Annotated in this window: 17 protein-coding genes; 10 read left to right on the forward strand and 7 right to left on the reverse strand. The window is 63.5% G+C overall.

From position 1 onward, the window contains the following. Positions 1–15: 15 nt before the first annotated feature. The gene (locus tag ACO055_RS02500; RefSeq protein WP_422061039.1) at positions 16–1,335 is read left to right on the forward strand and encodes an amidohydrolase family protein; all 1,320 of its coding nucleotides are present in this window, start codon (positions 16–18) and stop codon (positions 1,333–1,335) included. Positions 1,336–1,439: 104 nt separating this feature from the next. Here the strand turns inward: ACO055_RS02500 and ACO055_RS02505 are convergent, their stop codons facing one another. From ACO055_RS02505 to ACO055_RS02515, 3 genes are read right to left on the reverse strand one after another with little or no spacing between them, the layout of a single operon-like run. Continuing rightward, entirely contained in the window at positions 1,440–2,219 is a 780-nt protein-coding gene (locus ACO055_RS02505; RefSeq protein WP_422061040.1) for a tyrosine-protein phosphatase, read from the reverse strand. Between the two features lie 2 nt (positions 2,220–2,221). Next, positions 2,222–3,025 (reverse strand): crotonase/enoyl-CoA hydratase family protein, encoded by an 804-nt coding sequence (locus ACO055_RS02510; RefSeq protein ID WP_422061041.1) that lies wholly within the window; start codon positions 3,023–3,025, stop codon positions 2,222–2,224. A gap of 56 nt (positions 3,026–3,081) precedes the next feature. After that, positions 3,082–4,212: a CaiB/BaiF CoA transferase family protein gene (locus ACO055_RS02515; RefSeq protein WP_422061042.1), complete on the reverse strand. Its 1,131-nt coding sequence runs from the start codon at positions 4,210–4,212 to the stop codon at positions 3,082–3,084. Between the two features lie 183 nt (positions 4,213–4,395). On the opposite strand from ACO055_RS02515, the gene ACO055_RS02520 reads away from it, so the two are divergent. Further along, on the forward strand, positions 4,396–5,715 hold the full coding sequence (locus ACO055_RS02520) for an alkaline phosphatase PhoX (RefSeq protein WP_422061043.1): 1,320 nt from the start codon (positions 4,396–4,398) through the stop codon (positions 5,713–5,715). A 10-nt stretch (positions 5,716–5,725) separates the two neighbouring features. On the opposite strand, the gene ACO055_RS02525 is transcribed toward ACO055_RS02520, so the two are convergent. The 3 genes from ACO055_RS02525 to ACO055_RS02535 form a co-directional block, all read right to left on the reverse strand. Beyond that, entirely contained in the window at positions 5,726–6,976 is a 1,251-nt protein-coding gene (locus tag ACO055_RS02525) for an acetyl-CoA C-acetyltransferase (protein ID WP_422061044.1), read from the reverse strand. A gap of 29 nt (positions 6,977–7,005) precedes the next feature. Next, the gene (locus ACO055_RS02530) at positions 7,006–7,788 is read right to left on the reverse strand and encodes an SDR family NAD(P)-dependent oxidoreductase (protein WP_422061045.1); all 783 of its coding nucleotides are present in this window, start codon (positions 7,786–7,788) and stop codon (positions 7,006–7,008) included. A 79-nt stretch (positions 7,789–7,867) separates the two neighbouring features. Continuing rightward, on the reverse strand, positions 7,868–9,037 hold the full coding sequence (locus ACO055_RS02535; protein WP_422061046.1) for an acyl-CoA dehydrogenase family protein: 1,170 nt from the start codon (positions 9,035–9,037) through the stop codon (positions 7,868–7,870). Between the two features lie 147 nt (positions 9,038–9,184). Between ACO055_RS02535 and ACO055_RS02540 the strand changes: the two genes are divergently transcribed. From ACO055_RS02540 to ACO055_RS02555, 4 genes are all read left to right on the forward strand, one after another. Then, positions 9,185–10,165, forward strand: a complete 981-nt coding sequence (locus ACO055_RS02540) for an NAD(P)H-dependent flavin oxidoreductase (RefSeq protein WP_422061047.1) — start codon at positions 9,185–9,187, stop codon at positions 10,163–10,165. Between the two features lie 345 nt (positions 10,166–10,510). Next, a complete protein-coding gene (locus ACO055_RS02545) occupies positions 10,511–12,763 on the forward strand; it encodes a TonB-dependent receptor (protein ID WP_422061048.1) in 2,253 nt (750 codons plus the stop codon). A gap of 20 nt (positions 12,764–12,783) precedes the next feature. Next, positions 12,784–13,548 carry an aspartate dehydrogenase domain-containing protein gene (locus ACO055_RS02550; RefSeq protein ID WP_422061049.1) on the forward strand — a complete coding sequence of 255 codons (765 nt, stop codon included), beginning with the start codon at positions 12,784–12,786 and terminating at the stop codon, positions 13,546–13,548. Beyond that, positions 13,545–14,885: an MFS transporter gene (locus ACO055_RS02555; RefSeq protein ID WP_422061050.1), complete on the forward strand. Its 1,341-nt coding sequence runs from the start codon at positions 13,545–13,547 to the stop codon at positions 14,883–14,885. Before ACO055_RS02550 ends, ACO055_RS02555 begins: the two co-directional genes overlap by 4 nt. A gap of 6 nt (positions 14,886–14,891) precedes the next feature. Here the strand turns inward: ACO055_RS02555 and ACO055_RS02560 are convergent, their stop codons facing one another. Beyond that, complete coding sequence (locus ACO055_RS02560; RefSeq protein WP_422061051.1) at positions 14,892–16,676, reverse strand: hypothetical protein; 1,785 nt, start codon at positions 16,674–16,676, stop codon at positions 14,892–14,894. Positions 16,677–16,964: 288 nt separating this feature from the next. On the opposite strand from ACO055_RS02560, the gene ACO055_RS02565 reads away from it, so the two are divergent. The 4 genes from ACO055_RS02565 to ACO055_RS02580 all read left to right on the forward strand — a co-directional run bounded on the left by ACO055_RS02565 (position 16,965) and on the right by ACO055_RS02580 (position 22,825). Beyond that, the gene (locus ACO055_RS02565; RefSeq protein WP_422061052.1) at positions 16,965–19,349 is read left to right on the forward strand and encodes a TonB-dependent receptor; all 2,385 of its coding nucleotides are present in this window, start codon (positions 16,965–16,967) and stop codon (positions 19,347–19,349) included. 13 nt (positions 19,350–19,362) lie between these two features. Continuing rightward, on the forward strand, positions 19,363–21,123 hold the full coding sequence (locus tag ACO055_RS02570) for a hypothetical protein (RefSeq protein WP_422061053.1): 1,761 nt from the start codon (positions 19,363–19,365) through the stop codon (positions 21,121–21,123). Between the two features lie 73 nt (positions 21,124–21,196). Beyond that, a complete protein-coding gene (locus tag ACO055_RS02575) occupies positions 21,197–22,126 on the forward strand; it encodes a hypothetical protein (protein ID WP_422061054.1) in 930 nt (309 codons plus the stop codon). A gap of 15 nt (positions 22,127–22,141) precedes the next feature. Beyond that, positions 22,142–22,825 (forward strand): fumarylacetoacetate hydrolase family protein, encoded by a 684-nt coding sequence (locus tag ACO055_RS02580; RefSeq protein WP_422061055.1) that lies wholly within the window; start codon positions 22,142–22,144, stop codon positions 22,823–22,825. The last annotated feature ends 46 nt before the right edge of the window (positions 22,826–22,871 follow it).

Below are 22,871 nucleotides of genomic sequence, written 5' to 3' on the forward strand. Positions count from 1 at the left end.
CAGGGCGGATCAAACATGCAATCACGAGTAAAGTTCGGCAGTTTTCTGCGAGGAATCGCATGGGGCGCAACGGCTCTTTTTGCGGCGTCGGCCGCGTCCGCACAGGCGCCGGAAGCGACGGGACAGACTGTCATTACCGCCGCGCGCTACATCGACGTGCTGACCGGCAAGACGGTCGATTATCCCGCGATCTTCGTCGGCGCCGATGGCCGCATTACCGGCATCGCCGATGCGCGCACGGTGCGTTGGGGATCGAACGTCAAGCACATCGACCTTGGCGACAAGACGCTGCTGCCCGGCCTGATCGACATGCACGTCCATTTGACGTCGCTGGCCGAGGTCGGCGGCTATCAGGGGCTGCGCTATACCGACAGTTTCTGGACCGTCGTCGGCGTGGCCAACGCCAGGAAAACACTCGATGCGGGCTTCACCACCGTTCGCAACGTCGGTTCTGCCGACTTCGAGGACGTCGGCCTCAAACAGGCGATTGAGGGCGGATATATAGCCGGCCCGCGGATCATTCCCGCCGGCTGGGCGATCGGCGCAACGGGTGGCCATTGCGATGGCGGCGGATTGCCGCCGTCGATGGATCGCAAGGAACCCTCGGTTGTCGATAGCCCCGAAGAGGGCCGGGCGAAGGTCCGCTGGCTGCACAAATATGGTGCGCGAGTCATCAAGATCTGCGCGACCGGCGGCGTATTCTCGCTTGGCGACAGCGTCGGCGCGCAGCAGTTGACGCTCGAGGAAATGAAGGCGATTGCCGACGAGGCGCATATGCTGGGCATCAAGGTCGCAGCGCACGCGCACGGCGATGACGGCATCAAGACAGCGATCCTCGCCGGAATCGACACGATCGAACATTGCAGCCTTGCAAGCGACGAAACGATCAAGCTGGCCGTCGCGCACAAGACGTGGTTCGACATGGATATCTATAACGACGACTATATCCTCGCCACCGGCACGGCGAACGGAACCGAACAGGAAAGCCTCGACAAGGAAAAGGCAATCGGCCTTGCGCAGCGGCAGACCTTTCAGCGTGCGGTGAAGGGCGGCGTGCGGATGATCTTCGGCAGCGATGCTGGCGTCTATCCGCATGGAGACAATGGTCGGCAGTTCGCCAAGATGGTCGAATGGGGGATGACCCCGCTGCAGGCGATCCGCGCCGCGACGATGAACGGCGCCGAAGCTCTGGGCATGACCAGCGATGTCGGGGCGATCGCGGTTGGCCGTTACGCTGATATCATCGCGGTCGACGGCGACCCGCTGGCCGACGTGCGCCAGCTCGAAAGCGTCGATGCCGTCGTGAAGGGCGGCGTGCTGGTGAAGGGCAACTAAGCGTCCTTGCGAAGGGCCAAAGGCGAAGAAGCAATCTCATGCGAGCAGCCTTGTCTTGCCGATCGCACGGGATTGCTTCGCTTCGTTCGCGATGACGAAGAAGGCTAAATCACCAACCGGTCGATCATCGCCTCATGCATTTCGGGTGTCAGGTTCAGCACCGCCTCGGCATAGGTCGCGATGTCGCCATGATCGCGCCGCACCGTTGCGAGCGCGGCGTCGAGATAGGCGGGATTGACCGACATCAGCGCGCGGATCGCGTCATCGTGGATCTCCGCGCCGTGGCGCGCGCGGATATGCGCGGCGCCCTGCTCGATCCGCTCGTCGATCCTTCCGGCGGTGTTGGTGAGGAGATAGTCCTGCATCAAATCGTCTTCGTGGACGCCAAGCAACCGGTGAACGATCGCGACGGCAAATCCCGTCCGGTCCTTGCCCGCGACGCAATGGACCAGGCTCGGCGCATCATATTCGGCGAGCGCAGCGACATAGAGCCTCAGCGTTGCAACGAGCGCTGGGCGGTACGGCATGCCGGCGTAGGTATCGATCATCCGTTCGCGCGCGGTCTCGGCATCGATCGCGCCGCCCGCCGCCTGCAAATGCGGTGCGAGGCCGGCCGTGACGCCGCCCGCGAACAGCACGCGGGCCGAGAAATTGTCCGACCGCCGGCACGGGTGTATCTCGCGCTCGTCGTCGCCGCGCAGGTCGATCACCGTCTCGATCCGCAGCTGGTCGAGTGCCTCCAGATCCTCGTCGCTCGCCGTCTGGTGGTGAGCGGAGCGCCAGAGCGTCCGGTCGCGCAATCTTCCGCCGCCCTCGACCGCATAGCCGCCATAGTCGCGGAAATTGTGGATGCCCGACAGGGGCAGGACGCGCTCGGCGAGCATGATCAGTCTCCTGTAAACACCGGGTTCCGCTTTTCGACAAAAGCGTCGATCGCTTCCCGGTTGTCGGCGGTTTCGTGAACGATCGCCTGATAGGCGGCGCTGAGTTCGAGGATGTCGCTCATCCGGCTATGCTGTGCTTCGCGGAGCAGCCGCTTCGTGAGGCGCAGCGCGCGGGGCGGGTTGCAGACGATCCGCTCGGCAATGGCGACGGCGCGATCGAGAAGCTGGTCGTCCGGCACGACGTCGGTCACGAGCCCATAGTCCTTGGCGGTCGCCGCGTCGAAGCGGTCACCCGTCAGGAACAGCTCGGCAGCGCGCGGATAGCCGAGCACTTTCTGGAGCAACCACGCCCCGCCGTCGCCGGGAACAATGCCGACCTTGATGAAGCTGCACGCAAACTTCGCGCTCTCGGCGGCGATCCGGATGTCGCAGGTGCAGGCAAGGTCGCAGCCGAGTCCGATCGCATGGCCATTGACCGCGGCGATCATCGGCACTTCGCAGTCCATCAATGCACGGATCACCGCCTGCACGCCCTTGCGATAATTCGCGCGGGTCGAATCGGGCTGGTCGAGCACGCCGATGCCCTGCCGGTCCTTCATGCCTTTCAGGTTTCCGCCCGCGCTGAACGCCTTGCCGCTGCCGGTCAGGATGATCGCACTGACGCCGCGGTCGTCACCGAGCGCGCGCAGCGTCTCGATGATGTCCTGGCAATCCTCGTGTGTGCCGATCGCATTCATGCTCTCGGGCTTGATCATCGTCAGGATCGCGATCTTGCCACGCCGCTCGACACTCAGAAATTCGCCCATCATATTCTCCATTATCGGCGACCGCAGGCTACGCCTCGCAGTCGCCGCGTGCAAGTTCAGCGCACCGCTCCGCCGCTACGCAGCGCCGTGATTTTGTCGGTGTCGTAACCGAGGCCGGCGAGCACTGCGTCGCCGTCGCCGCCGACGGCAGGCGCAGGGCGGGGCCGGTCATTGACCGTCGCCGAATAGCGCGGCGCGGGGGCCGGATGCGGGACGCCCGCGACGGTCACGAAGGTCTCGCGCTCGACATTGTGCGGATGGTGCGGGGCCTCGGTCAGCGACAGCACCGGCGCGAAGCAGACGTCGGTCATCTCCATCAATGCGCACCATTCGTCGCGGGTCTTCGTCGCGAACAGCGCAGCGAGCCGGGCCTTTTTGGCGGGCCAATTCTCCTGATCGTCCTGCACGTCGAAATCGGGATCGGCATCCAGGCCGGTCTTGGCGCGAAGCAGCGCATAGAATTGCGGCTCGATCGACCCGATCGAGATGAATTTGCCGTCGCTGCAGGTGTAGGTGTCGTAATAGGGGGCGCCGCCGTCGAGGCGATTGACGCCGGCTTCGTCCTTGATCATCCCGGCGCCGTGGAACCACCAGCTCATCCCCGCGAGCAGCGCTGACCCGTCAGTCATCGCGCAGTCGATCACCTGACCCTCACCGGTCTTGCAGGCATGGAGCAGGGCGCTCGACATGCCGAACGCCAGCATCATCCCGCCACCGCCAAAATCGCCGACATAATTGACCGGCGGTACCGGCTTTTCGCCGGCCCGCCCGATGCCATGCAGGACGCCCGACAAGGAGATGTAGTTGATGTCGTGGCCCGCGGCCTGGGCATAGGGTCCGAACTGTCCCCAGCCGGTCATGCGACCATAGACGAGCTTCGGATTGTCGCCGAGCAGCACCTCGGGGCCGAGGCCCAGACGCTCCATGACTCCGGGACGATAGCCTTCGATAATCCCGTCGGCGCTTTTGCAAAGATCGCGCGCAATCTGCACCGCGTCCGGGTTTTTCATGTCGAGCGAGATGGACGTCCGATTGCGCGACAGCGGATCGCGCGGATCCATGAAACCGCCCGGGCGATCGATCCGGACCACCTCGGCGCCATGGTCGGCCAGCATCATCCCGCAGAAGGGGCCCGGGCCGATGCCTGCGAATTCGATAATCCTGATGCCTTGCAGTGGTCCAGCCATGTCTCTCGTCTCCCTTGCGGCCCTCGGGGCCTTCTCCAAATGTTGCACTAATGTGCCAAGCAACTTCAAAATGTCGCGAAACTGTCAGGCTTTTGCAGCCCGCATGTCACGCCACACCGGTATCGGGCCGACATGGAAGCACCGTCCATCGCCCTCGATCGCCGCGGTTTTGCCAAGGGCCTCATGGCTACTGCCTTTGCCGGGCTCGCGCTCCACAGCCGCCATGTCGCCGCCGCGATGCTCGCCGAAGAGCAGGGGTTCGGATTGCCGATCCCCGATCCTGCGGGCATCCTCGACCTGCCGCCCGGCTTTTCCTACAAGATTATTTCGCAATTCGGACAGGTGATGAGCGACGGGCGCCGGGTGCCCAACAGCGCCGACGGCATGGGTTGCACGATCTTGCCCGACGGGCGGCTGTGCCTGATGCGCAACCATGAGCTCGGCGCCGACGAATTGACGCAGGGCGCCTGTCCGATCGGCGCCAACGGCGATGCCGCAGCGTTCGACTGTGTCCGCGGCGGAAGCGGCGAGGCGCTGCCGGGCGGCGTGTCGGCGCTGATTCTCGATCCGGCGAGCCTCGCGATCGACGAGCAATATCTCGCTCTCGTCGGGACGATCCGCAACTGCGCCGGCGGTATGACGCCGTGGGGCAGCTGGCTGAGCTGCGAGGAAGATGTCTCGCGCGGCGGCGGAAAGATCGGACAGGATCATGGCTGGGTGTTCGAAATGCCCGTCGCGCCCGGCAGGCTTGTCACCGCCGAGCCGATCAAGGCGATGGGCCGCTTCAACCACGAAGCGGCGGTTTGCGACCCGAAGAGCGGCGCGATCTACATGACCGAGGACCGGCAGGACAGCCTCTTCTATCGCTTCCTTCCCGCCGAAGCGGGGCAGCTTCACAAGGGCGGGCGGTTGCAGGCGCTGTCCGTTCTCGATCGCGACGTGACCGACACGCGCAACTGGTCGGGCCCGACCTTTGCGAGCGGCGGCTGGAACGATGTCCGATGGGTCGACCTCGACGATGTCGAGAGCCCCAGGGACGATCTGCGCAAGCGCGGCGCGCGCGACGGCGCGACGATCTTTGCCCGCGGTGAAGGCATCCACGGCGGCGACGGCGAAATATACTTCACCTGCACCTCGGGCGGTCCGGCGCGGCGCGGACAGATCATGCGCTATCGTCCGTCGCCTGCCGAAGGAACGGCCGACGAAGCGACACGGCCGGGGCAGCTCCAGCTGTTTCTCGAATCGACCGACCCCGACCACTTCAGTTTCGGCGACAACCTGTGCGTTGCCCCGGGTGGTGACCTGATCGTCTGCGAGGACAGGCGCGGCAACAAGCCCGACAATTATCTCCGCGGCGTCACCCCGGAAGGGAAAGTCTATCCCTTCGCCCGGGTGACCGCCGCGACCAAATGCTCGGGCGTGTGTTTCGCGCCCGACGGCAAGACGATGTTCCTCAATCTTTACAGCCCGGCACGGACGATCGCCGTGCGCGGGCCGTTCTGAATGCGGCACATCAGATCCGTTCGATGATGATCGCCGGCGCCATGCCACCCGCGGCGCACATCGTGACGAGGCCATAGCGCCCGCCCGACCGTTCGAGCTCGTCCAGCGCCGTCCCGATCAGGATCGAACCCGTCGCGCCGATCGGATGGCCCAGCGCCATCGAACCGCCGTTGATGTTCACCTTCTCGCGATCGAGCTCGAGATCGCGGATGAACTTTTCGGCGACGACCGAGAAGGCCTCGTTGATTTCCCAGACGTCGATGTCGTCGGTCGTGAGACCGGCCTTTTCGAGCACTTTCTTCGCCGCCGGGACCGGGGCATTGAGCATCAGCGTCGGATCGTCGCCGATGTTGGCATAGGCGACGATGCGGGCGCGGGGCTTCAGCCCGTGCTTGTCGACATAATCCTTCGACGCCAGCAGCACCGCCGCGGCGCCGTCGACGACACCCGACGAATTGCCGGCATGGTGGAAATGCTGGATTTCGAGGTCGGGGTAGCGACGGTTGATCTGCTTGCGGAACGTGACCCCGCCGCCCAGGTCGAAGTCGGCGAGCGCGGCAAAGCTCGGCTTCAGCGACGCCAGACCTTCGGCAGTCGTTTCGGGCCGCGGGAATTCTTCGCGGTCAAGCGCGACGCTGCCGTCGGGATTGTGCACGGGAACGACCGACTTTGCGAAACGGCCTTCCTTGATGGCGCGGTCGGCGCGCTGCTGGCTGACCAGCGCGAGCGCGTCGAGATCCTCGCGGCTGATCCCTTCCATCGTTGCAATCGCGTCGCCGCAGACACCCTGATTCGATTGCGGGTGCAGCGCGTCGAGCGCTTCATGGCCCGATCCCATCATCCGTGGAGGAAGGCCGGCGTTGGCCTGCTCGGCGGCAAAAGCGGAAGTATAGCTCATCATTTCTGTGCCGCCGGCGATCACGCAGTCTTCCATCCCGCTCATCACGGTTGCGGCGGCGAAGTTCACCGCGCTGATGCCGCCGCCGCAGAAGCGGTCGAGCGTCGTCCCGCTCGCCTTGGTGTCATAGCCCGCCGATAGCGCTGCCATGCGGCCGAGGTCGCCGCCCTGCTTGCCATTCTGGCTTGAGGTCGACCAGACAATGTCGTCCACCGTCGCGGTGTCGAGGTTGTTGCGGTCGCGGATCGCCGCGAGCACGGTCGCGGCGAGGTGCTGGGGGTGGAGGTGCGACAGCGCGCCCTTGCCGGGCTTGCCAATCCCGCGCGGGGTGCGGACGGCGTCGATGATATAGGCTTCGGACATCGGAAATTCCTTTCGGTCGGGGAGGCGGGTTAACGCGGCGCCATGCGGATGGCGCCGTCGAGGCGAACCGCCTGGCCGTTGAAATAGGTATTGCGGACCATTTCCATTGCAAGGCTGGCATATTCCTCGGCCTTGCCGAGGCGTTTGGGGAAGGGCACCGAGGCTTCCAGGCTTTCCTTCACCTTCGGGTTCATATTGCCGAGAAGCGGCGTGCCGAAAACGCCCGGCATGATCGAATTGACGCGGATGCCGAGGTCCATCAGGTCGCGCGCCATCGGCAACACCAGGCCGTTCACGCCGGCCTTCGCCGAACCGTAGATGACTTGGCCGATCTGCGCATCCTGCGCCGCCACCGATGCGGTAAAGATGATCGCGCCGCGTTCTCCGTCTTCCATTTCGAGAAGCGTGGCCATGCCTTCGGCCGCGATCGATCCGATGCGATAGCTTGCGGTCAATATGCCCGCGACGCCATAGGCATAATCCTCGGTCGACGTGCGGCGGAATTTGCCCGTTTCCTTGTCGTAGGCGAGCGTCTTGCCGCGGCGCGAGGTCATCGCGCAATGGACGCAGATGCGTTCTTGGCCATGCGCGGCGCGCGCCTTGGCATAGCCGTCGAGAACCGACTGTTCATCGGTGATGTCGACGTGGACGAACAGTCCGCCGATCGCCGCAGCGACCTCCTCGCCGAGCGCATCATTGATGTCGAAAATCGTGACCTTCACGCCCGCTGCGGCAAGCGCTTCGGCGGTGGCGCGGCCAAGGCCGGAAGCTCCGCCGGTCACGACCGCGGCTGTGCTGGAATCGAACTTCATGGGGAGGCTCCTCAGATTTGGGGATAGTGGGAGGGAGGGATTATTTCGCGGCGATGATCTTGCGGCTGCGATGCGGCCATCAGCGGAGTCCGGCTTTCCAGTCGCGGCGAATTTTCTTCGCGAGGCTCCATTTGTGCACCTCGGTTGGTCCGTCATAAATGCGAAAGGCGCGAACTTCGCGGAACACCTGTTCGACGATCGTCTTGTCGGTCACTCCGGTGCCGCCCATCACCTGGACGCAGCGATCGGCGATGCGCATCAGCGCTTCCGACACCGCGACCTTGGCCATCGAGCTTTCGCCCGTCCCGAGCGATCCGGTGTCGAGAACGGCGGCGCACCAGTCGATCATCAGTTCGGCCTGCTTCAGGTCGATCATATTTTCGGCCAGCATGAATCCGACGCCTTCATGATCGATCAGCGGCTTGCCGAACGCCTCGCGGCGGTTGGCGTAGTCGGTCGCAATTTCATGCGCGCGGATGCACGCGCCAAGCCAGCGCATGCAATGCGACAGACGGGCAGGCGACAGGCGCACCTGCGCGTAGCGAAAGCCTTCGCCCGCTTCGCCCAGCATCTGGTCGGCGGGAATGCGAAGATTGTCGATCGTCAGCGTCGCATGCCCGCCGGGCATCGAGCTGTCGATCGTGTTTGGCACGTCGTCGATGCGGATTGCGGCGTCGGGCAGGTCGACAAGGAACATGCACGCCCCCTGCTCGGCCTTAGCCATGATGATTCCGACGCGGGCGCCCTGCGCGCCCGTGATGAACGTCTTGCGGCCATTGACCACCCAATGATTGCCATCAAGGTGGCAGGTCGTCTTCATCATCGACGGATCGGAGCCTGCGCCGCCTTCATCGGCTGGCTCGGTCATGAAAAAGGCCGATCGGACACGCCCCTCGACCATCGGCTTCAGGAAGCGCTCCTTGAGGTCGGCGCTCCCCTCTTTGCCGAGCAGATACATATTGCCTTCATCGGGCGCCATCGTGTTGCAGGCGAGCGGGCCGAGCGGCGACAAGCCGCTGTTGATGAGGACGATCGCGGTCTCGCGCTGGTTGAGATGGTCGCCGTCTTTCAGAATGTGCGGCGTCAGGACGCCGGCTGCGCGCGCATGCTCGCGCATTTCCATGACGAGCTCGTCGGTCGGCGCGCCATGATGGTCGCGGCGCGGGTCCTTTTCATAAGGAACGACCGTTTCGCGGACGAAGGTTTCGACCCGTTCCGCAATGGCGATGGCGCGATCCGAAATCGTCATCGTGGAGCCGCCGTCATCATTATCCGAGAATCCTCATTCCTGTGTTTGCTGCTTGCCAATCAACCGGACGTTGACGTAAGCGTCAAGTTAAATCGCCGTTGCAAGGCGGCGGTGCCGTAAGGGCAGCGGGCAAGAGGAAGGGAAATCATGGCTTTCAAGACGCGCATCACGGAAATGCTGGGTATCGAGCATCCGATCGTTCAGGGCGGCATGCAGAGCGTCGGCTATGCCGAACTGGCGAGCGCGGTATCGAACGCCGGGGGGCTCGGTATTATCACGGCGCTGACGCAACCGACGCCCGACGCGCTGCGCGACGAGATCGAGCGATGCCGGTCTATGACCGACAAGCCGTTCGGCGTGAACATGACCGTTTTTCCGACGATCAACGCCCCCGATTACAAGGCCTATGCGCAAGCGATCATCGACGGCGGCGTGAAGATCGTCGAGACGGCTGGAACCCAAGCTGTTCGCGAAATCTGGGAGATGCTGAAGCCGCATGGCGTCGTCATCCTGCATAAATGCACCGCGGTCCGCCATGCGCTGTCGGCCGAGAAGGCCGGCTGCGATATTATTTCGATCGACGGTTTTGAATGCGCGGGCCATCCCGGCGAAGACGATATTCCCGGGCTGATCCTGATCCCGGCCGCGGCCGACAAGGTGAAGATCCCGATGCTCGCGTCGGGTGGTTTCGGCGACGGGCGCGGCCTCGTCGCGGCGCTGACGCTCGGTGCCGAAGGGGTCAACATGGGCACGCGTTTCTGTGCGACGGTCGAGGCGCCGATCCATGACAATGTGAAACAGGCCTATATCGACAACGACGAACGTGGCAGTTTCCTGATCTTCCGGAGTTTCAAGAATACCGCGCGCGTCGGCCGCAGCCCTGTCAGCGAGGAAGTGGCGCGCCGCCTGTCGAACCCCGACGCGCAATTCAGCGACGTGCAGGAACTCGTCTCGGGTGCTGCGGGGCGCGAACTGCTCCAGACGGGCGACCTCAGCAAAGGCGTGTTCTGGGCCGGGATGGTGCAGGGGTTGATCCACGATATCCCGACCTGCCGCGAGCTGATCGACCGGATCATCGGTGACGCCGAATCGATCATCGACCAGCGGCTCGCCGGCTTCCGCAACTGATCGCGGGTGTTGGCGCCACAATGCCGAGGAATTGGTGTCGTTGATCCGATCTCGAACGACCCATCGACAACCCCATCCCGCGCTGTACGCCAAGAAACAAAGGCGCCTTCGTCCAACGGCTTGGCCGTCAGAGGGCGGGCAAGAAACCGAAGCTATATGGAAATGATATAGAAGGGCTCCGCAATATTATTTTTCATATAGGCGTTCCATTCGCACCTTCTGACTGGATCAGGTCGCATCATCGGACGTAGCGCCACCGATGCGGCCCAAGAATTCAAACATGAAGGGGGCGACCACATGAGAAAATTCACTGCCAGGAACCGAGCATTTCTTCTGTTGAGCGCAATGACCGCGCTGACGATGCCCGAGCTTGCGTTCGCGCAGGATGCCGGCACGAGTGACGGCCGCCTCGAGGAAATCGTGGTCACAGCCCGCAAGCGCGAGGAAAATCTGCAGTCGGCGCCGCTGTCCGTGGCCGCCTTCAGCGGCGATGCTCTGGAAAAATCCGGCATCGACGAATTCTCCGAGATTGCGAGCCGGGTTCCCGGCTTCACGCTCAACCCTGACAATATCTCCGAGCCCAATATCTTCCTGCGCGGGATCGGCACCGACATTGAAAGCGCGGCGTCTAATCCGGCGATCGGTTTCTTCCTCAATGATGTCTACCTTTCGCGTGCGCAGGGAACGGCGATCGAACTCTTCGACCTTGAACGCGTCGAGATCGTGCGCGGGCCGCAGGGAACGCTCTATGGCAAGAACGTCGTCGGCGGCGCGATCAACTTCATCACGCGCAAGCCGACCGACGAATTCCGGGCCGGCGCCGAGGCGGGTATCGGGAACTACGGCAGCTTCGACGTGAAGGCGAATGTGGCAGGCGGGCTCGGTGAAGGCCTGTCGGGGAGCATTGCGGCCAGCGCACGTCATCATGACGGTTATGCCTATAACAGCTTCACCGGAAACGATGTCGAAGACCTCGATTCCTACGGCGTGATGGCGCAGCTGCGCTATCAGCCCGATGACAAGCTCGATCTTTTGTTGACGGGCGACCTGACGCGCCGCCGCGGCGGCGGCAAATGGGTCGATATCCAGATCCCCTCGAGCCACAACGTACCGTTCGTGAATCCCGACCGGCGCCGCGGCCCGAACAACATCGACGGCAAGCAGGATGCCGACCTGGGCGGTGTGCACCTCAGCGCGAATTATGACACGGGATCGGGCACGATCACCTCGGTCACGGCGTACCGCGAAGCGAAGTTCGCCGCGCTCAACAACGACGCGGGAAGCTTCATCGATTTCACCAAGATGATCTATGGCCCCGACGGCCGGATCGACTTCGGGGCGATCGACCACTCGCTCTTCAACGACGATTATTACATCAACGACAAGGACGAGACGGCGAAGAGCTTTTCGCAGGATTTCCGCTTCCGCTCCGACTTCGATGGTCCGTTCAACCTGCTCGCCGGACTCTTCTACCAACACGAGAGCGTCGATCGCACCGAGACCGCCGACTATATCTTCGTCGAATTCTACGCGCAGGGCAAAGAGATCGCCGAGACGCGGCTGAAGAGCGACACCTGGGCGGCCTTTGCCGAGGGCACGTTCGACTTCACCGACACGCTCGGCGTGACCGCGGGCATTCGCTACACCAAGGACAGCAAGCGCTTCTCGGTCTACCGCGAGACGGTCGGCGACTTCCTCGGCGCCGAGTTCGAGGACGAAAACGGCAATTTCACGCGTGCTTTCACTGCGTCCGACAAGCAGAGCTGGGACGCGTGGACGCCGAGCATCAACCTCCACTGGCAGCCTGCGAAAGACATCTATGTCTATGGCCTCGTCTCGAAGGGCTATAAGTCGGGTGGCTGGAACGGCGAGAATGCAACGAACCCCGGCGAGGCGCGCGTTGCCTATGATCCGGAATATGCGATGAATTATGAAGTCGGCGCGAAGACGACGTGGCTCGACAATCGGCTCCGCTTCAACCTCACTGGCTTCTGGACCGAGTATAAGGATCTTCAGACGCAGCAGTTCGTGATCTTCGATCCCAATCTTCCTGCCGACAATGTCATCTCGAACGCCGGCAAGGCGCGCGTGAAAGGGATCGAGCTTGAAACCGCGCTGGTTCCCTTCGACGGCCTGACGCTGTTCGGCAATTATACCTATATGGACGCCAAGATCACCGGTGACCTGATCAGCACCGAGCTTCAATACGACCCGAGCTGTTTCTGTTCGGTTCCGGTGCCGACCAACCTCAAGGGCAATGTGCTCCGCCGTTCGCCGAAGAACAGCTTCAGCATTGGGGGCGACCTGACGCTGCCGGTGAGCAGCCGGATCAACGCCTTCGTGCGCGCCGACTATAACTGGACCGACGATTTCTTCTTTGACAACGAGAACAGCGCCCGCACGCGCCAGAAGTCGGTCGGCGTGCTCAACGGCTCGGTCGGAATCGCGACCGACGACGACAAATGGGAACTGCGCATCTGGGCAAAGAACCTCACCAACGAACTTTATGAATCGGGAAAGAGCGACGTCATCGGTTCGGTGCTCGTCTCTTATAATCCGCCGCGCACCTATGGCGCGACCCTGCGCTGGAAATATTGACGCCAAGGGGGCACGCGGCGATGCGGATCGGACTGGTCGGTTTCGGCTTTATCGGAGCCGGCCTCTACCGGCGCATCGTCGCGGACGGCGGGCCAGGCGAAATTGCCTTTGTCCACAACCGCTCGCCCGACAAGCTCGGGGAGGTGCCGAGGGCGCTGGTCTGCGAGAGGCTCGACGACGCGCACGCCTTCGCGCCGGACCTCATCGTCGAGGTCGCGGGCCCCGAGACGAGTCGGCTTCATGGCGAAGCCTTCCTGAAATTTGCCGATTATATGCCGCTGTCGCTGACCGCGCTTGCAGATGCCGCTCTTTACGAGCGGCTCACGCGCGCCGCGGCACGGTCGGGACATTCGCTTCTTGTCGCGCACGGCGCGCTTGTGGGACTCGACAGTCTCGCCGAGTGGGGCGAGATGTGGGACGAGGTCATCATCAGCTTTCGAAAGCCGCCAGCAAGCCTTGGTCTTCCAAACGGCACAATCGAGCACGAGCCGATTTTCGACGGCAGCGTGCGCGAGATCGCGGCGCGCTATCCGCATAATGTGAACGCGATGGTCGCCTGCGCGCTGGCGACGGTGGGCCTCGACAACTGCCGCGCGCGGCTCTTCGCCGACGCTGGTATCGATCATCTCGAGCTCTCGGTCGAGGCGCGCGGGCGCGATGGATCGAGCCTTTCGATTTGTCGCCGACAGCCCGCACGCGGCGTCTCGGGAAGCGAGATGGCCGCGGCAGTCATGAGCTCGGTTCGCCGAGCGGTCGGCGCAGCGGGCGCGGTCGCGTTCGTATGACCACCGATCGCGCCCAGCCTGTCGCCGTTCAGCAAGTTATCGACGAGCTTCCTTTCGGCGCCTTCCATGCGCGCGTTCTCGCGATGGTCGCGGGCGTCATTCTGCTCGACGGGTTCGACATCCAATTGGCGGCCTTTTCGGCGCCCGCGATTCTGGCCGACTGGAAGATCGGCTCGGCCGCGCTCGCGCCCGTCATGGCAGCGTCGCTCGTCGGCATGATGGTGGGAACGAGTATCGGCGGCCGGATCGGTGACCGTTATGGCCGCCGCGCGGCGCTCATCGGCGCGGCCTTGTGGTTCGGCGTCACCGCGATCCTCACGGCGTTCAGCCGTGATATCCCGAGCTTTGCAATTCTCCGCTTCGTCACGGGGCTCGGGTTGGGTGCGGCGGTTCCGAACGCCACGGCGCTCGTCGCCGAATGGATGCCGGCGCGCGCGCGAAGCTATGCGCTGACGGTGATATCGGTCGGCGTGCCGTGCGGGGGAATCGTCGGGGCGGCGCTCGCGGCCTGGCTGATCCCGGCTTACGGCTGGCCCACCGCCTTCATCGTCGGTGGGCTCCTCCCGATGCTGCTCGCTCTCGTCATGCTCCTCGGCTTGCCCGAATCGCCGATCCTGCTCGCGCGGCGCGGCGATTCCGATACCCGGATCGCCGCGCTCGTTGCGCGCGCCGGTGGCGCCGACGAAGGTCCGTTTGTGCCACCGCCCGCCGTCTCGACGAGCGGAGGCGTATTCTCGCCCGAACTCAGGCGCTCGACGCTCGGCATGAGCCTGGCCTTCTTCGCAGCCTTGATGGCGGTCTATGCGCTTCTGAGCTGGGTCCCCGTCATCCTTGCGGGCGCAGGCTTTCCGATGGCGGATGCGATCCGGGGCTCGCTGATTCTCAACCTGTCGGGCGTGCTTACCTCGTTCGCACTCACCTGGGCGATGCTGCGCGTCGGATCGCGAAGAGCCATCCTCGGCACGATCGGCGGCGGCCTTGCCGCGCTCGCGCTGCTCGCGGCGTTGCTCCATGCGCCCGGCGCCTCGAAAGGCGCGATCCTTGTGGGTGTCGCCCTCGCTGGTGCCGGGGTGCTGTCGCTGCAGGTGCTCCTCCTCACGCTCTCGGCGCATGTCTTTCCGGTCGAGTGCCGCTCGGCCGGGATCGGCTATTCGATCAGTTTCGGGCGGATCGGCGCGATAGCGAGCGCCTTTGGCGCGGGGCTGCTGCTCGCCGCGCCCGACGGTCTCTGGCTCTTCTTTGGCCTCGTCGCTGCGGCGCTCGTGCTTCTTGCCGCGGGTGTCGCGATGATCGACCGCCATCTGCCGCCACGGTCCGATCAGACCGCGGCGGCGTAACCGTCTTCACGGGCGCGGTGGCCAAGGCTTCTCGGGCGCCTTGAAAGAGGGCTTGCCGATCAGCGGCGAGGAGAGCGCGTAGAAGCCGTGGTTCGTGAACGCCCAGAGGATGTTGCGGTCATATTCGGCGAAGATGCCGTAGGTCAGATTGCCCTGCGACTGTCCTCCGGTTTCGGCCTCGGTCGGAAAGCGCGGGACATAATAGCCCGCGATCACGGGCTTGGTCGGATCCTTGACGTCGAAGATCTGCACCCCGCCATTGTAGAAGGCATAAGCGACGATGCCGTCGCGGTAGCGGCCGGGCTGCGTCAGATATCCCGAGCGCTTTGGCCCGAAGCTGCCACGGCGCTGGCAAAAGTCGGTGAAGGCGGCATCAGCCGGCGGCGTCGGCCGCGGGAATTTGCCTGCGATCTTGAGATCGGCGGGGTTCCGCGCATCGACGACCAATATGTCCTTGTAGGGCTCGTAGCACTCATCATTCATCGGATAGCCGTTGGTGAAGATGTAGCCCGTCCGCTCATATTGGCTGAGATCGACATTATCGAACTCGGTGCCGGCGAATTTCGGAACCTGGTTCACATGGCCGATGATCCGGATGTTCGCCGGGTCGCTGATGTCGAGTGAGTATAGACCGAGCCCCGCCATCGCCCCGAAGGCGATCTTGCCGCCCTCGTCGGGCGCCTTGGTCATGAAGGGCGGCATGCGCGACCCGAACCACGAAGTGCGGTTGCCGGCGCGCGGGTTCATCAGATAGGCGGCTTCATGCTCTGCGTCGCCGAGGATCTGGCCCGGCGCTGCAAATTGGCTGACGAAAACGGGGTTTGCAGGGTCGCTCATGTCCCACGCCTGATAGCCCGGCGTGTAGATATAGTCGGCGAACTCGGTCAGCATGAATCGGTCGTCAGGCGCTGTGGCAAGGAACATATATTTGCCCCCCGTCCACGCCGGAATATCAAGCGCGCCCGAGCCCTGCTGCCGGCCCATCGGCGCGTCGGGGTGACGATAATCGGTGGTGCGCTCGGCGACGAGTTTCCACTGGGCGGGAAGCGGGCCGTCCATCACATACACGCGAAAGCCCTTGAGGCCTTTCCAGTGCTTCAGCGTCTCGACACCCCCCGGCTCGCGATATTTCTCGTCCATGATGCCATAGCGCGGCACTTCGAACGACTGAACCATCACATATTTGCCGATACCCTTGTGCCACGAGATATTTGCGGCGCCGAAGCCTTCGCCCTTGCCGTAGGGATTGACGATGTCGGGCTTGCCGTATGCGCCGATCCGCTGACCGCGCCGGTAAACAAGCTTTGGCTTGCGGGGATCGGTGATGTCAAAGACACCCATGCCCGAGCGGTAATAGGTGTACATATAGCGCCGCCCGCCGAAGTCGGCGATCGATTGCCAGGTGTGACCGGTCGACGGAATGAAGTTGGTGAAGCTGAGGACCTCGACATTCTTCTTGTAGCTTTTCTGATCCCAATATTCGAGCTGACCCGGAAAGTTCGGGGCCTTGCGCACGAGCGGCGTCGCCTTGGGATGAACGAAGCGGCCGGTCGCGCCGTCCATGCCATAGTCGCGCCCGGGCACCGGTGCCTCGGGCTTCCGGTTATAGGTGAGGTTCCACCAGGCGCGGATCTCGGGATCGGGAATGTCGGTCTCGCTGGCGGAGAGCGGCGGCACAGGCATCATCTCGCTCTCGGCCGGCTGCTGGGCAAGCGAAGAACTCGCCGTCCCGGCAAGGAGGAGCGCAAAAATGCTACCGGCGCAACCGCGCGTCAAAAAGCTTCGCCGCATATCTACCTCCCGATCATATGAACCGACATTGTTGTCGGCTCGCGCGGGCGGCCAATCCAATATTGGATGGCTGGATCGCTATAACCGTTCCGGGATAGCCAAGCTTTTCAGAATGCCAAAATGGCGCCAGGCTTTCTATAGCCAAATGCGAATATAAGGGAGAACATAATCTATTATCTCGCTATAGAAACCGGACTAGGTATCGGCCGTGCAAATCAAGACGCCGATACGGAACCATCCCGCAAGAGGACAAGGTACGTCCGGCTGTTGGGGAGGTAAGATATGCGAATGAAACGATTCCCACGCGCCGCGCTTTTTGTGACGGCCGCCGCTCTCGCGCTGCCCACGACGGCCCAGGCCCAGTCGGCCCAATCGGCGCCCGCGTCGGCGGACAGCGACGGTTATGGCGACGAGATCGTCGTCACGGCGCGCAAGCGCGAGGAAAGCCTGCAGGACGTGCCGCTCTCGGTCCAGGCGTTCAGTAGCGCTTCGCTCGAGCGTGCGGGCATCAAGGACTTCTCCGAAATCGCTTACCGCGTCCCTGGCTTGAAGCTCAGCGCCGAGCGCGCGGTCGATACCGAGCTGTTTATCCGCGGGATCGGCTCCGACATCCAGGGCGCTGGCGCCGATGCCGCCGTCGGCATCTTCCTCGATGGTGCCTATATGTCGCGCGGGACGGGATCGCTTCTCGACCTTTATGATCTCGAGCGCGTCGAGGTGCTGAAAGGCCCGCAGGCGCTGCGCTTCGGGAAAAGCGTCGTCGGCGGTCTCATCAACTATGTGACGAAGAAGCCCGGCGATCATTTCGAGGGCCGCTTCGAGGCAAGCTATGGCAATTACAACAAGCTCGATGTCGGCGCCTCGGTGCGCGGGCCGGTCTCCGACACGCTCGGGCTTGGGCTCACCGTCTCTTCGCGCAAGCACGACGGCTATGCGGTCAACACCCGCGGCGGCGACGAGGAGGACCAGAATGTCCAGTCGGTGCGCGGCCAGCTTCGCTGGCAACCCGATGCGACGCTCGATATCAATCTGGCCGCCGACTATACGCGCCACCGCGACGGCGCGCGCTGGGTCGACATCATTGTTCCCGGCGACAGCGAGGAAGTGACCTACAACAGCTTCTTCGCGCCGCCGATCGCGAGCCTGCCGGGCTTTGTGCTCCCGAATCGCAACGCGCCGTTCCAGAGCGCCGAGCACCGCCGCGGCGCCCATAATTTCACCGGCTTCCAGAACTCCGATATGTACGGCGTAAGCGGCTCGGTCGAATGGCAGCCGAGCGATGCCGTCAGCATCGTCTCGCAGACCGCGTGGCGCGACAGCTCGCTCGCCGCGCGCGAGGACGGGTCGGGGATGTTCTTCAACTTCGCGATCGATCCCGCAACCAATGCGCCCGACATCACGCCGGCGATGGTCGCGGGTCTTGGCACCTATCTGGCGACAGTCCCCGACAGCTATTTCGACAGCGGCAAGGCCGAGGATGTCCGCCAGTTCAGCCAGGAGTTTCGCCTTCGCTGGAACAATGGCGGCGCGCTGCAACTCGAAGGCGGCCTCTTCTACATGCGCGAGAAGATCCGCCGCGCCGAGGATGTGAACTTCCTCTTCCCCGATTTCCAGGCGATCACCGAATTTGCCTTTGCGATGGCGTTCGGCGGGACCCCTGCTTCGCCTTTCCCGGGGAGCAACCACACGGTCACGACGTCGAAGAATGACAATGTCGGTGTGTTCGGTGAGCTGAGCTACAGCCTGACCGATCAGCTGACGCTCGAGGCGGGCCTCCGCTACGCCTATGACCGCAAGGATTATTCGAACAATCGTTCGGGCGTCTCGTTCGAAGGCGCGCCCGTCGGTTTCACCGTCACCGACCGGCAAAGCTGGGACGCCTGGCTTCCGAGCGTCACGCTCCGCTTCGAGCCGAGCGACAATGCGACCTTCTATGCGCGTTATGCAAAGGGCTACAAGCCCGGCGGCTGGACGGGCGAAGATGCCAACACGCCCGCCGAGGCGCTCGTGTCCTTCGATCCCGAGACCGCCGACAGCTTCGAGCTTGGCGCGAAGCTCGCGCTCGCTGACCGCCGGCTCTTCATCAATGCGGCGGCTTATTATACGCTTTACGACAATCTCCAGACCAACCAGTTCCTCTCGCCCGGACCCGGCCTGCCGCCCGACAATTTCGTCTTCAACGCAGCGAACGGCACGCGTGCCTATGGGCTCGAGCTCGATGTCCAGGCGCGGCTCACCGACAGTTTCAGCATTTCGGGCAATTATGCCTATTCGCGCTGCAACTTCACCGGCGAGCTCATCATCGACGACGACGGCACCGATCTCGACGGCAACACCTGCCGCCGTACACCGAGGCATGCCTTCGCGTTGGCCGCCAATCTGGATCAGCCGATCAGCGACGGCCTCGTGCTCGTCGCGGGCAGCGACTTCCAGTACACCGGCGCCAATTTCTTCGACAATCCGAACACGCCGATCCTGAAGTTCGACTCCGAGATTCTGCTGAACGCGCGCATCGGCGTGCGTGACGCCGACGACAAGTGGGAGATCTCGGCCTGGGCAAAGAATCTCACCAACGAACTCAACTATACGAGCAAGCTTGAGCTGTTCGGCACGATCTATGGCACCTATATTCCGCCCCGCACCTATGGCGTGACGGCGCGGTTCCGCTTTTGAGAAAGGGAGAGCCATGAAAGGCGCGGGGAAATATTGGGCGGGAAGCGCCGCGATGGTGGCAGCGCTGCTCGCGCCCGCCGTGCCTGCCGCGGCGGACTGGCCGAGCGGCGGGCACGAAGAAAAGCCGATCGCGATCACCGACCCGTGGCTTGCGGCCTGGCAGGCCGCGACTCCCGAAAATCCCCCCGCCGACCCGGTTCCGGGCGTGGACTATGGCATGGACGCAGCGACGGGGACGTTCCGCCATCCCCGATCGACGCGGCTTTCGACCGACGTGCCGGGCTTTCCGGGGCAGCTCGATCACTGGGACCAGAAAAGCTACGCGCGCAATGTCGAGGTTCTCGCCTTCTACCCGGCCGTGACCTCGCCGTGGCATGCCTGGGCGAACGTGGTCGACTTTGACGGCAAGCGTTATCTCTACACGCACGACCGCGATTATCTTCGTATTCTGGATGTGACCGACCCGACCCACGCGAAGATCGTGTGGTCGAAAGGCGGCATCTGGGGCGCCGACGGATCAAGCGAGGACTGGGACGCGGGCGCAGTCACCGACTATTTTGGCGGCGTCACCATCCAGTGGAACCGGAAGCTCAAGCGCAACGTCCTTATCGCTTCCTATGAAATCGGCCGGTTCGGGCTTCTCGAGGACAAGCGGCGCGAGCCCGACAAGGTCGCAGCGCAGCGCCACTATAATTCCTTGAAGGGCTTCAAGGTCTTCGTGATGAACGGGCCGACACCCGACAAATGGGACCTCATCGCGACGCGCACGACCGACTACAAACATCCCGATGCTCCGATCGGCGAGCAGCAGGGCTCGGGCGCGCTCGATGCGGTGACCTGGTGGGGCGGCAAATATATGCTGCTCTCGGCGGCGCCCGACGACAGCTATGGCCTCACCGAATATCCCGACTATCTCTATTCGCCGGGATATCAGGTGTGGGACATGGATGATCCGGCCAATCCGAAATTCGTCTCGCAGGTCACCGTGCCGGGCCAGGTCATCGGCGACAAGGACAGCGAAGCTGCTTACCGCGCCAATCCGCGCGCCGGCAACCGGACGAGCTGGATGGGATCGCGCAATCCAATCGTGCTGACGAAGCCCGTGGAAGACGGCGGCAAGATCGGCTTCGGCGGCATGGGCGGGCTCGGCTTCTATACATTCGACCTGTCCGACCCTGCGCATGTGAAGACGCTTGGACATCTCAGCGTGCCGCCAAGCTATGCCGGGACCGAGTTCGACAATGTCGACGTCAGCCAATATGATCGCACCGGCTTCGTCTTCTCGAACGGCTATCCGATGAACGAGAGCTGCTTCGAGCCGTACAAGGACATTTTCTCGATCGACGTGCGCGATCCTGCACATCCCAGGGTCGCCGCGAAATTCCCGCGGCCGGTGCCGCCGGCTGGCGCAGGCTTCACCGATTTCTGTCAACGCCGCGGCAGCTTCGGGCCGAAGCGTTCGGGCGGGCTGGGTCAGCCCGAACGCGGGCGGCAGGGCCTCGCGATCTATGCCTTCTACAATGCGGGCATCCAGATCTTTGATGTGAAAGACCCGGCAAAGCCAACGATCGCCGGCTATTTCGTGCCGCGTTTTCCGACCGAAAAGGAACTGCCGGACTATACGTTCGGCAACTCGACCTTCGCGGTCTACACCGAATATGACCGCAACATCATCTGGGCCTTCTCGGTGAACGGGGTCTACGCGCTGTCGAGCCCGCTTCTTGGAAAACCCCGCCTCTCGGCGCCGAAAAAGATCTGGCCCGACCGCCGCTAGGCGTGCCCATTGGAAGTTCCGCGGGCGCCGCCCGGCCCCGAGTATTTTTCGTACCTAATTTGAAGGATTTAACATGCGCGCATCAGCATTGGCGCTGGCGGGAGCTCTGCTCCTTGCCGGATGCTCGAACTCGCCCGAAGCCAAAGCCCCGGAGGCCGGCAACGACTCCGCCGCGGCCGCAGAAGGCGACAACATCCTGCACATCAGCTGGGGCGGGATCGCCGAGGCTGACACGGGAGAAGCGAAGCGGCATTGGTCGACCTGGACGATCAACCTCGTCGACGGCGGCGCGGCCTATGGCTGGCTTTCGGACAAGAGTGTGACGCTCCCGCATGCGCTCGGTTTCGAGCTTGCGGGGAACGGCAAGATCGGCGCCGTCGCTCTCGACAACCGGTTCGAGCCGGTGGTGCGCGAAGATGGCTCGATGTCGCAGACCGCCGAGGGCTCGCCGGTTCGGCGCTTCGCCATTCTCGGTTCGGTTAAGGGGCCTGAGGGTCCATTCGAAACGCTTGTGGAAGGCGAAGCCAAGGCCGATGCCCGCACCGTGGTGAAACTCCCGAAAGAGGCATCCGCGCGTTGGCTTCGGCTCCGCATCGACAGCAACTGGAAGGGCAGTGGACCGACGCGCCTTTCGGATCTGGCCATTCTCGGCACGCTCGATCAGCGTGGCGGAGCCGAGGCGGCCGACGTGAGCGGCGTCTATTCGCACGAATATGGCCCGATACTTCTCCGCCAGGCGGGAAGCGAGATTTTCGGCTGCTATAATGACGGGCTCGGCACGCTGCGCGGCACAAAGTTCGGCCGCATCATGCGGCTTGCCTGGTTCTCGAAAACCGAGGGAAGCATCGGCGCTGCGACACTGGTCGCAGCCAATGGCAAGCTCTATGGCTTCTGGTATCGCCCCGAAGACCGGATGGGGAGCCCGTGGAACGCGATGAAGGAAAGCGGCCTTGACGCGGCCGACCTCGCCAAGTGCCGCACTGCGCTCTATCCGCCGAGCTGATTCAAAGGACGCGCCATGACACTCATCTTTCCGCTCGAAGCCGTGACCGCCGAAATTGCAGGGAGCGACGCGCGCTTTCCGGTGCGGCGCATCTTCTGCGTCGGGCGGAACTATGCCGAGCATGCGCGCGAAATGGGCGGAGCGCCCGAGCGCGAGCCGCCTTTCTTTTTCACCAAGCCCGCTGACGCGATCGTCGGCGGCCTGGCCGACATCGCGATGCCGGCGCGCACCGCCAATCTCCACCACGAGATCGAGCTGGTTGTGGCGCTCGGCACCGGCGGCTGCGATCTGTCGGAGGACGCCGCGATCGAGGCGATCTTCGGATATGCGGTAGGCAATGATCTGACGCGCCGCGATCTCCAGGCGGAAGCCAAGGCCGCAGCGCGGCCGTGGGACATGGCGAAGGGGTTCGACCAGAGCGCGGTCCTCTCGCCCATCCGGCGCGTCGCCGATATAGGCCACCCGTTCACGGCACGCATCTGGCTTTCGGTGAACGGCACGGCGCGGCAGGACGGCGACATCTCCGACATGATCTGGCCCGTGCCAGCGATTATCGCCGAGCTGTCGACCTATGTCGAACTCAAGGCAGGCGACCTCATCTATACCGGAACGCCTGCGGGCGTCGGCCAGGTCGTGGCAGGCGACCTCGTCGAAGGCGGGATCGATGGCGTCGGGAGTATCGCCAACCGCTTCATCTGAAGCGCGCTTATATAACGTAACAAGCATATCTTGCCCGCCATTTTCT

The sequence above is a fragment of the Sphingopyxis sp. genome (genome assembly GCF_965227415.1).
Classification (GTDB): Bacteria; Pseudomonadota; Alphaproteobacteria; order Sphingomonadales; family Sphingomonadaceae; genus Sphingopyxis.

Coding starts and splice junctions, on each gene's coding strand:
- ACO055_RS02540 (WP_422061047.1), top strand. CDS start 9,185: ATGGCTTTCAAGACGCGCATCACGGAAATGCTGGGTATCGAGCATCCG.
- ACO055_RS02545 (WP_422061048.1), top strand. CDS start 10,511: ATGACCGCGCTGACGATGCCCGAGCTTGCGTTCGCGCAGGATGCCGGC.
- ACO055_RS02570 (WP_422061053.1), top strand. CDS start 19,363: ATGAAAGGCGCGGGGAAATATTGGGCGGGAAGCGCCGCGATGGTGGCA.
- ACO055_RS02530 (WP_422061045.1), bottom strand. CDS start 7,788: ATGAAGTTCGATTCCAGCACAGCCGCGGTCGTGACCGGCGGAGCTTCC.
- ACO055_RS02565 (WP_422061052.1), top strand. CDS start 16,965: ATGAAACGATTCCCACGCGCCGCGCTTTTTGTGACGGCCGCCGCTCTC.
- ACO055_RS02575 (WP_422061054.1), top strand. CDS start 21,197: ATGCGCGCATCAGCATTGGCGCTGGCGGGAGCTCTGCTCCTTGCCGGA.
- ACO055_RS02500 (WP_422061039.1), top strand. CDS start 16: ATGCAATCACGAGTAAAGTTCGGCAGTTTTCTGCGAGGAATCGCATGG.
- ACO055_RS02535 (WP_422061046.1), bottom strand. CDS start 9,037: ATGACGATTTCGGATCGCGCCATCGCCATTGCGGAACGGGTCGAAACC.
- ACO055_RS02560 (WP_422061051.1), bottom strand. CDS start 16,676: ATGCGGCGAAGCTTTTTGACGCGCGGTTGCGCCGGTAGCATTTTTGCG.
- ACO055_RS02505 (WP_422061040.1), bottom strand. CDS start 2,219: ATGCTCGCCGAGCGCGTCCTGCCCCTGTCGGGCATCCACAATTTCCGC.
- ACO055_RS02510 (WP_422061041.1), bottom strand. CDS start 3,025: ATGGGCGAATTTCTGAGTGTCGAGCGGCGTGGCAAGATCGCGATCCTG.
- ACO055_RS02555 (WP_422061050.1), top strand. CDS start 13,545: ATGACCACCGATCGCGCCCAGCCTGTCGCCGTTCAGCAAGTTATCGAC.
- ACO055_RS02550 (WP_422061049.1), top strand. CDS start 12,784: ATGCGGATCGGACTGGTCGGTTTCGGCTTTATCGGAGCCGGCCTCTAC.
- ACO055_RS02525 (WP_422061044.1), bottom strand. CDS start 6,976: ATGTCCGAAGCCTATATCATCGACGCCGTCCGCACCCCGCGCGGGATT.
- ACO055_RS02580 (WP_422061055.1), top strand. CDS start 22,142: ATGACACTCATCTTTCCGCTCGAAGCCGTGACCGCCGAAATTGCAGGG.
- ACO055_RS02520 (WP_422061043.1), top strand. CDS start 4,396: ATGGCTACTGCCTTTGCCGGGCTCGCGCTCCACAGCCGCCATGTCGCC.
- ACO055_RS02515 (WP_422061042.1), bottom strand. CDS start 4,212: ATGGCTGGACCACTGCAAGGCATCAGGATTATCGAATTCGCAGGCATC.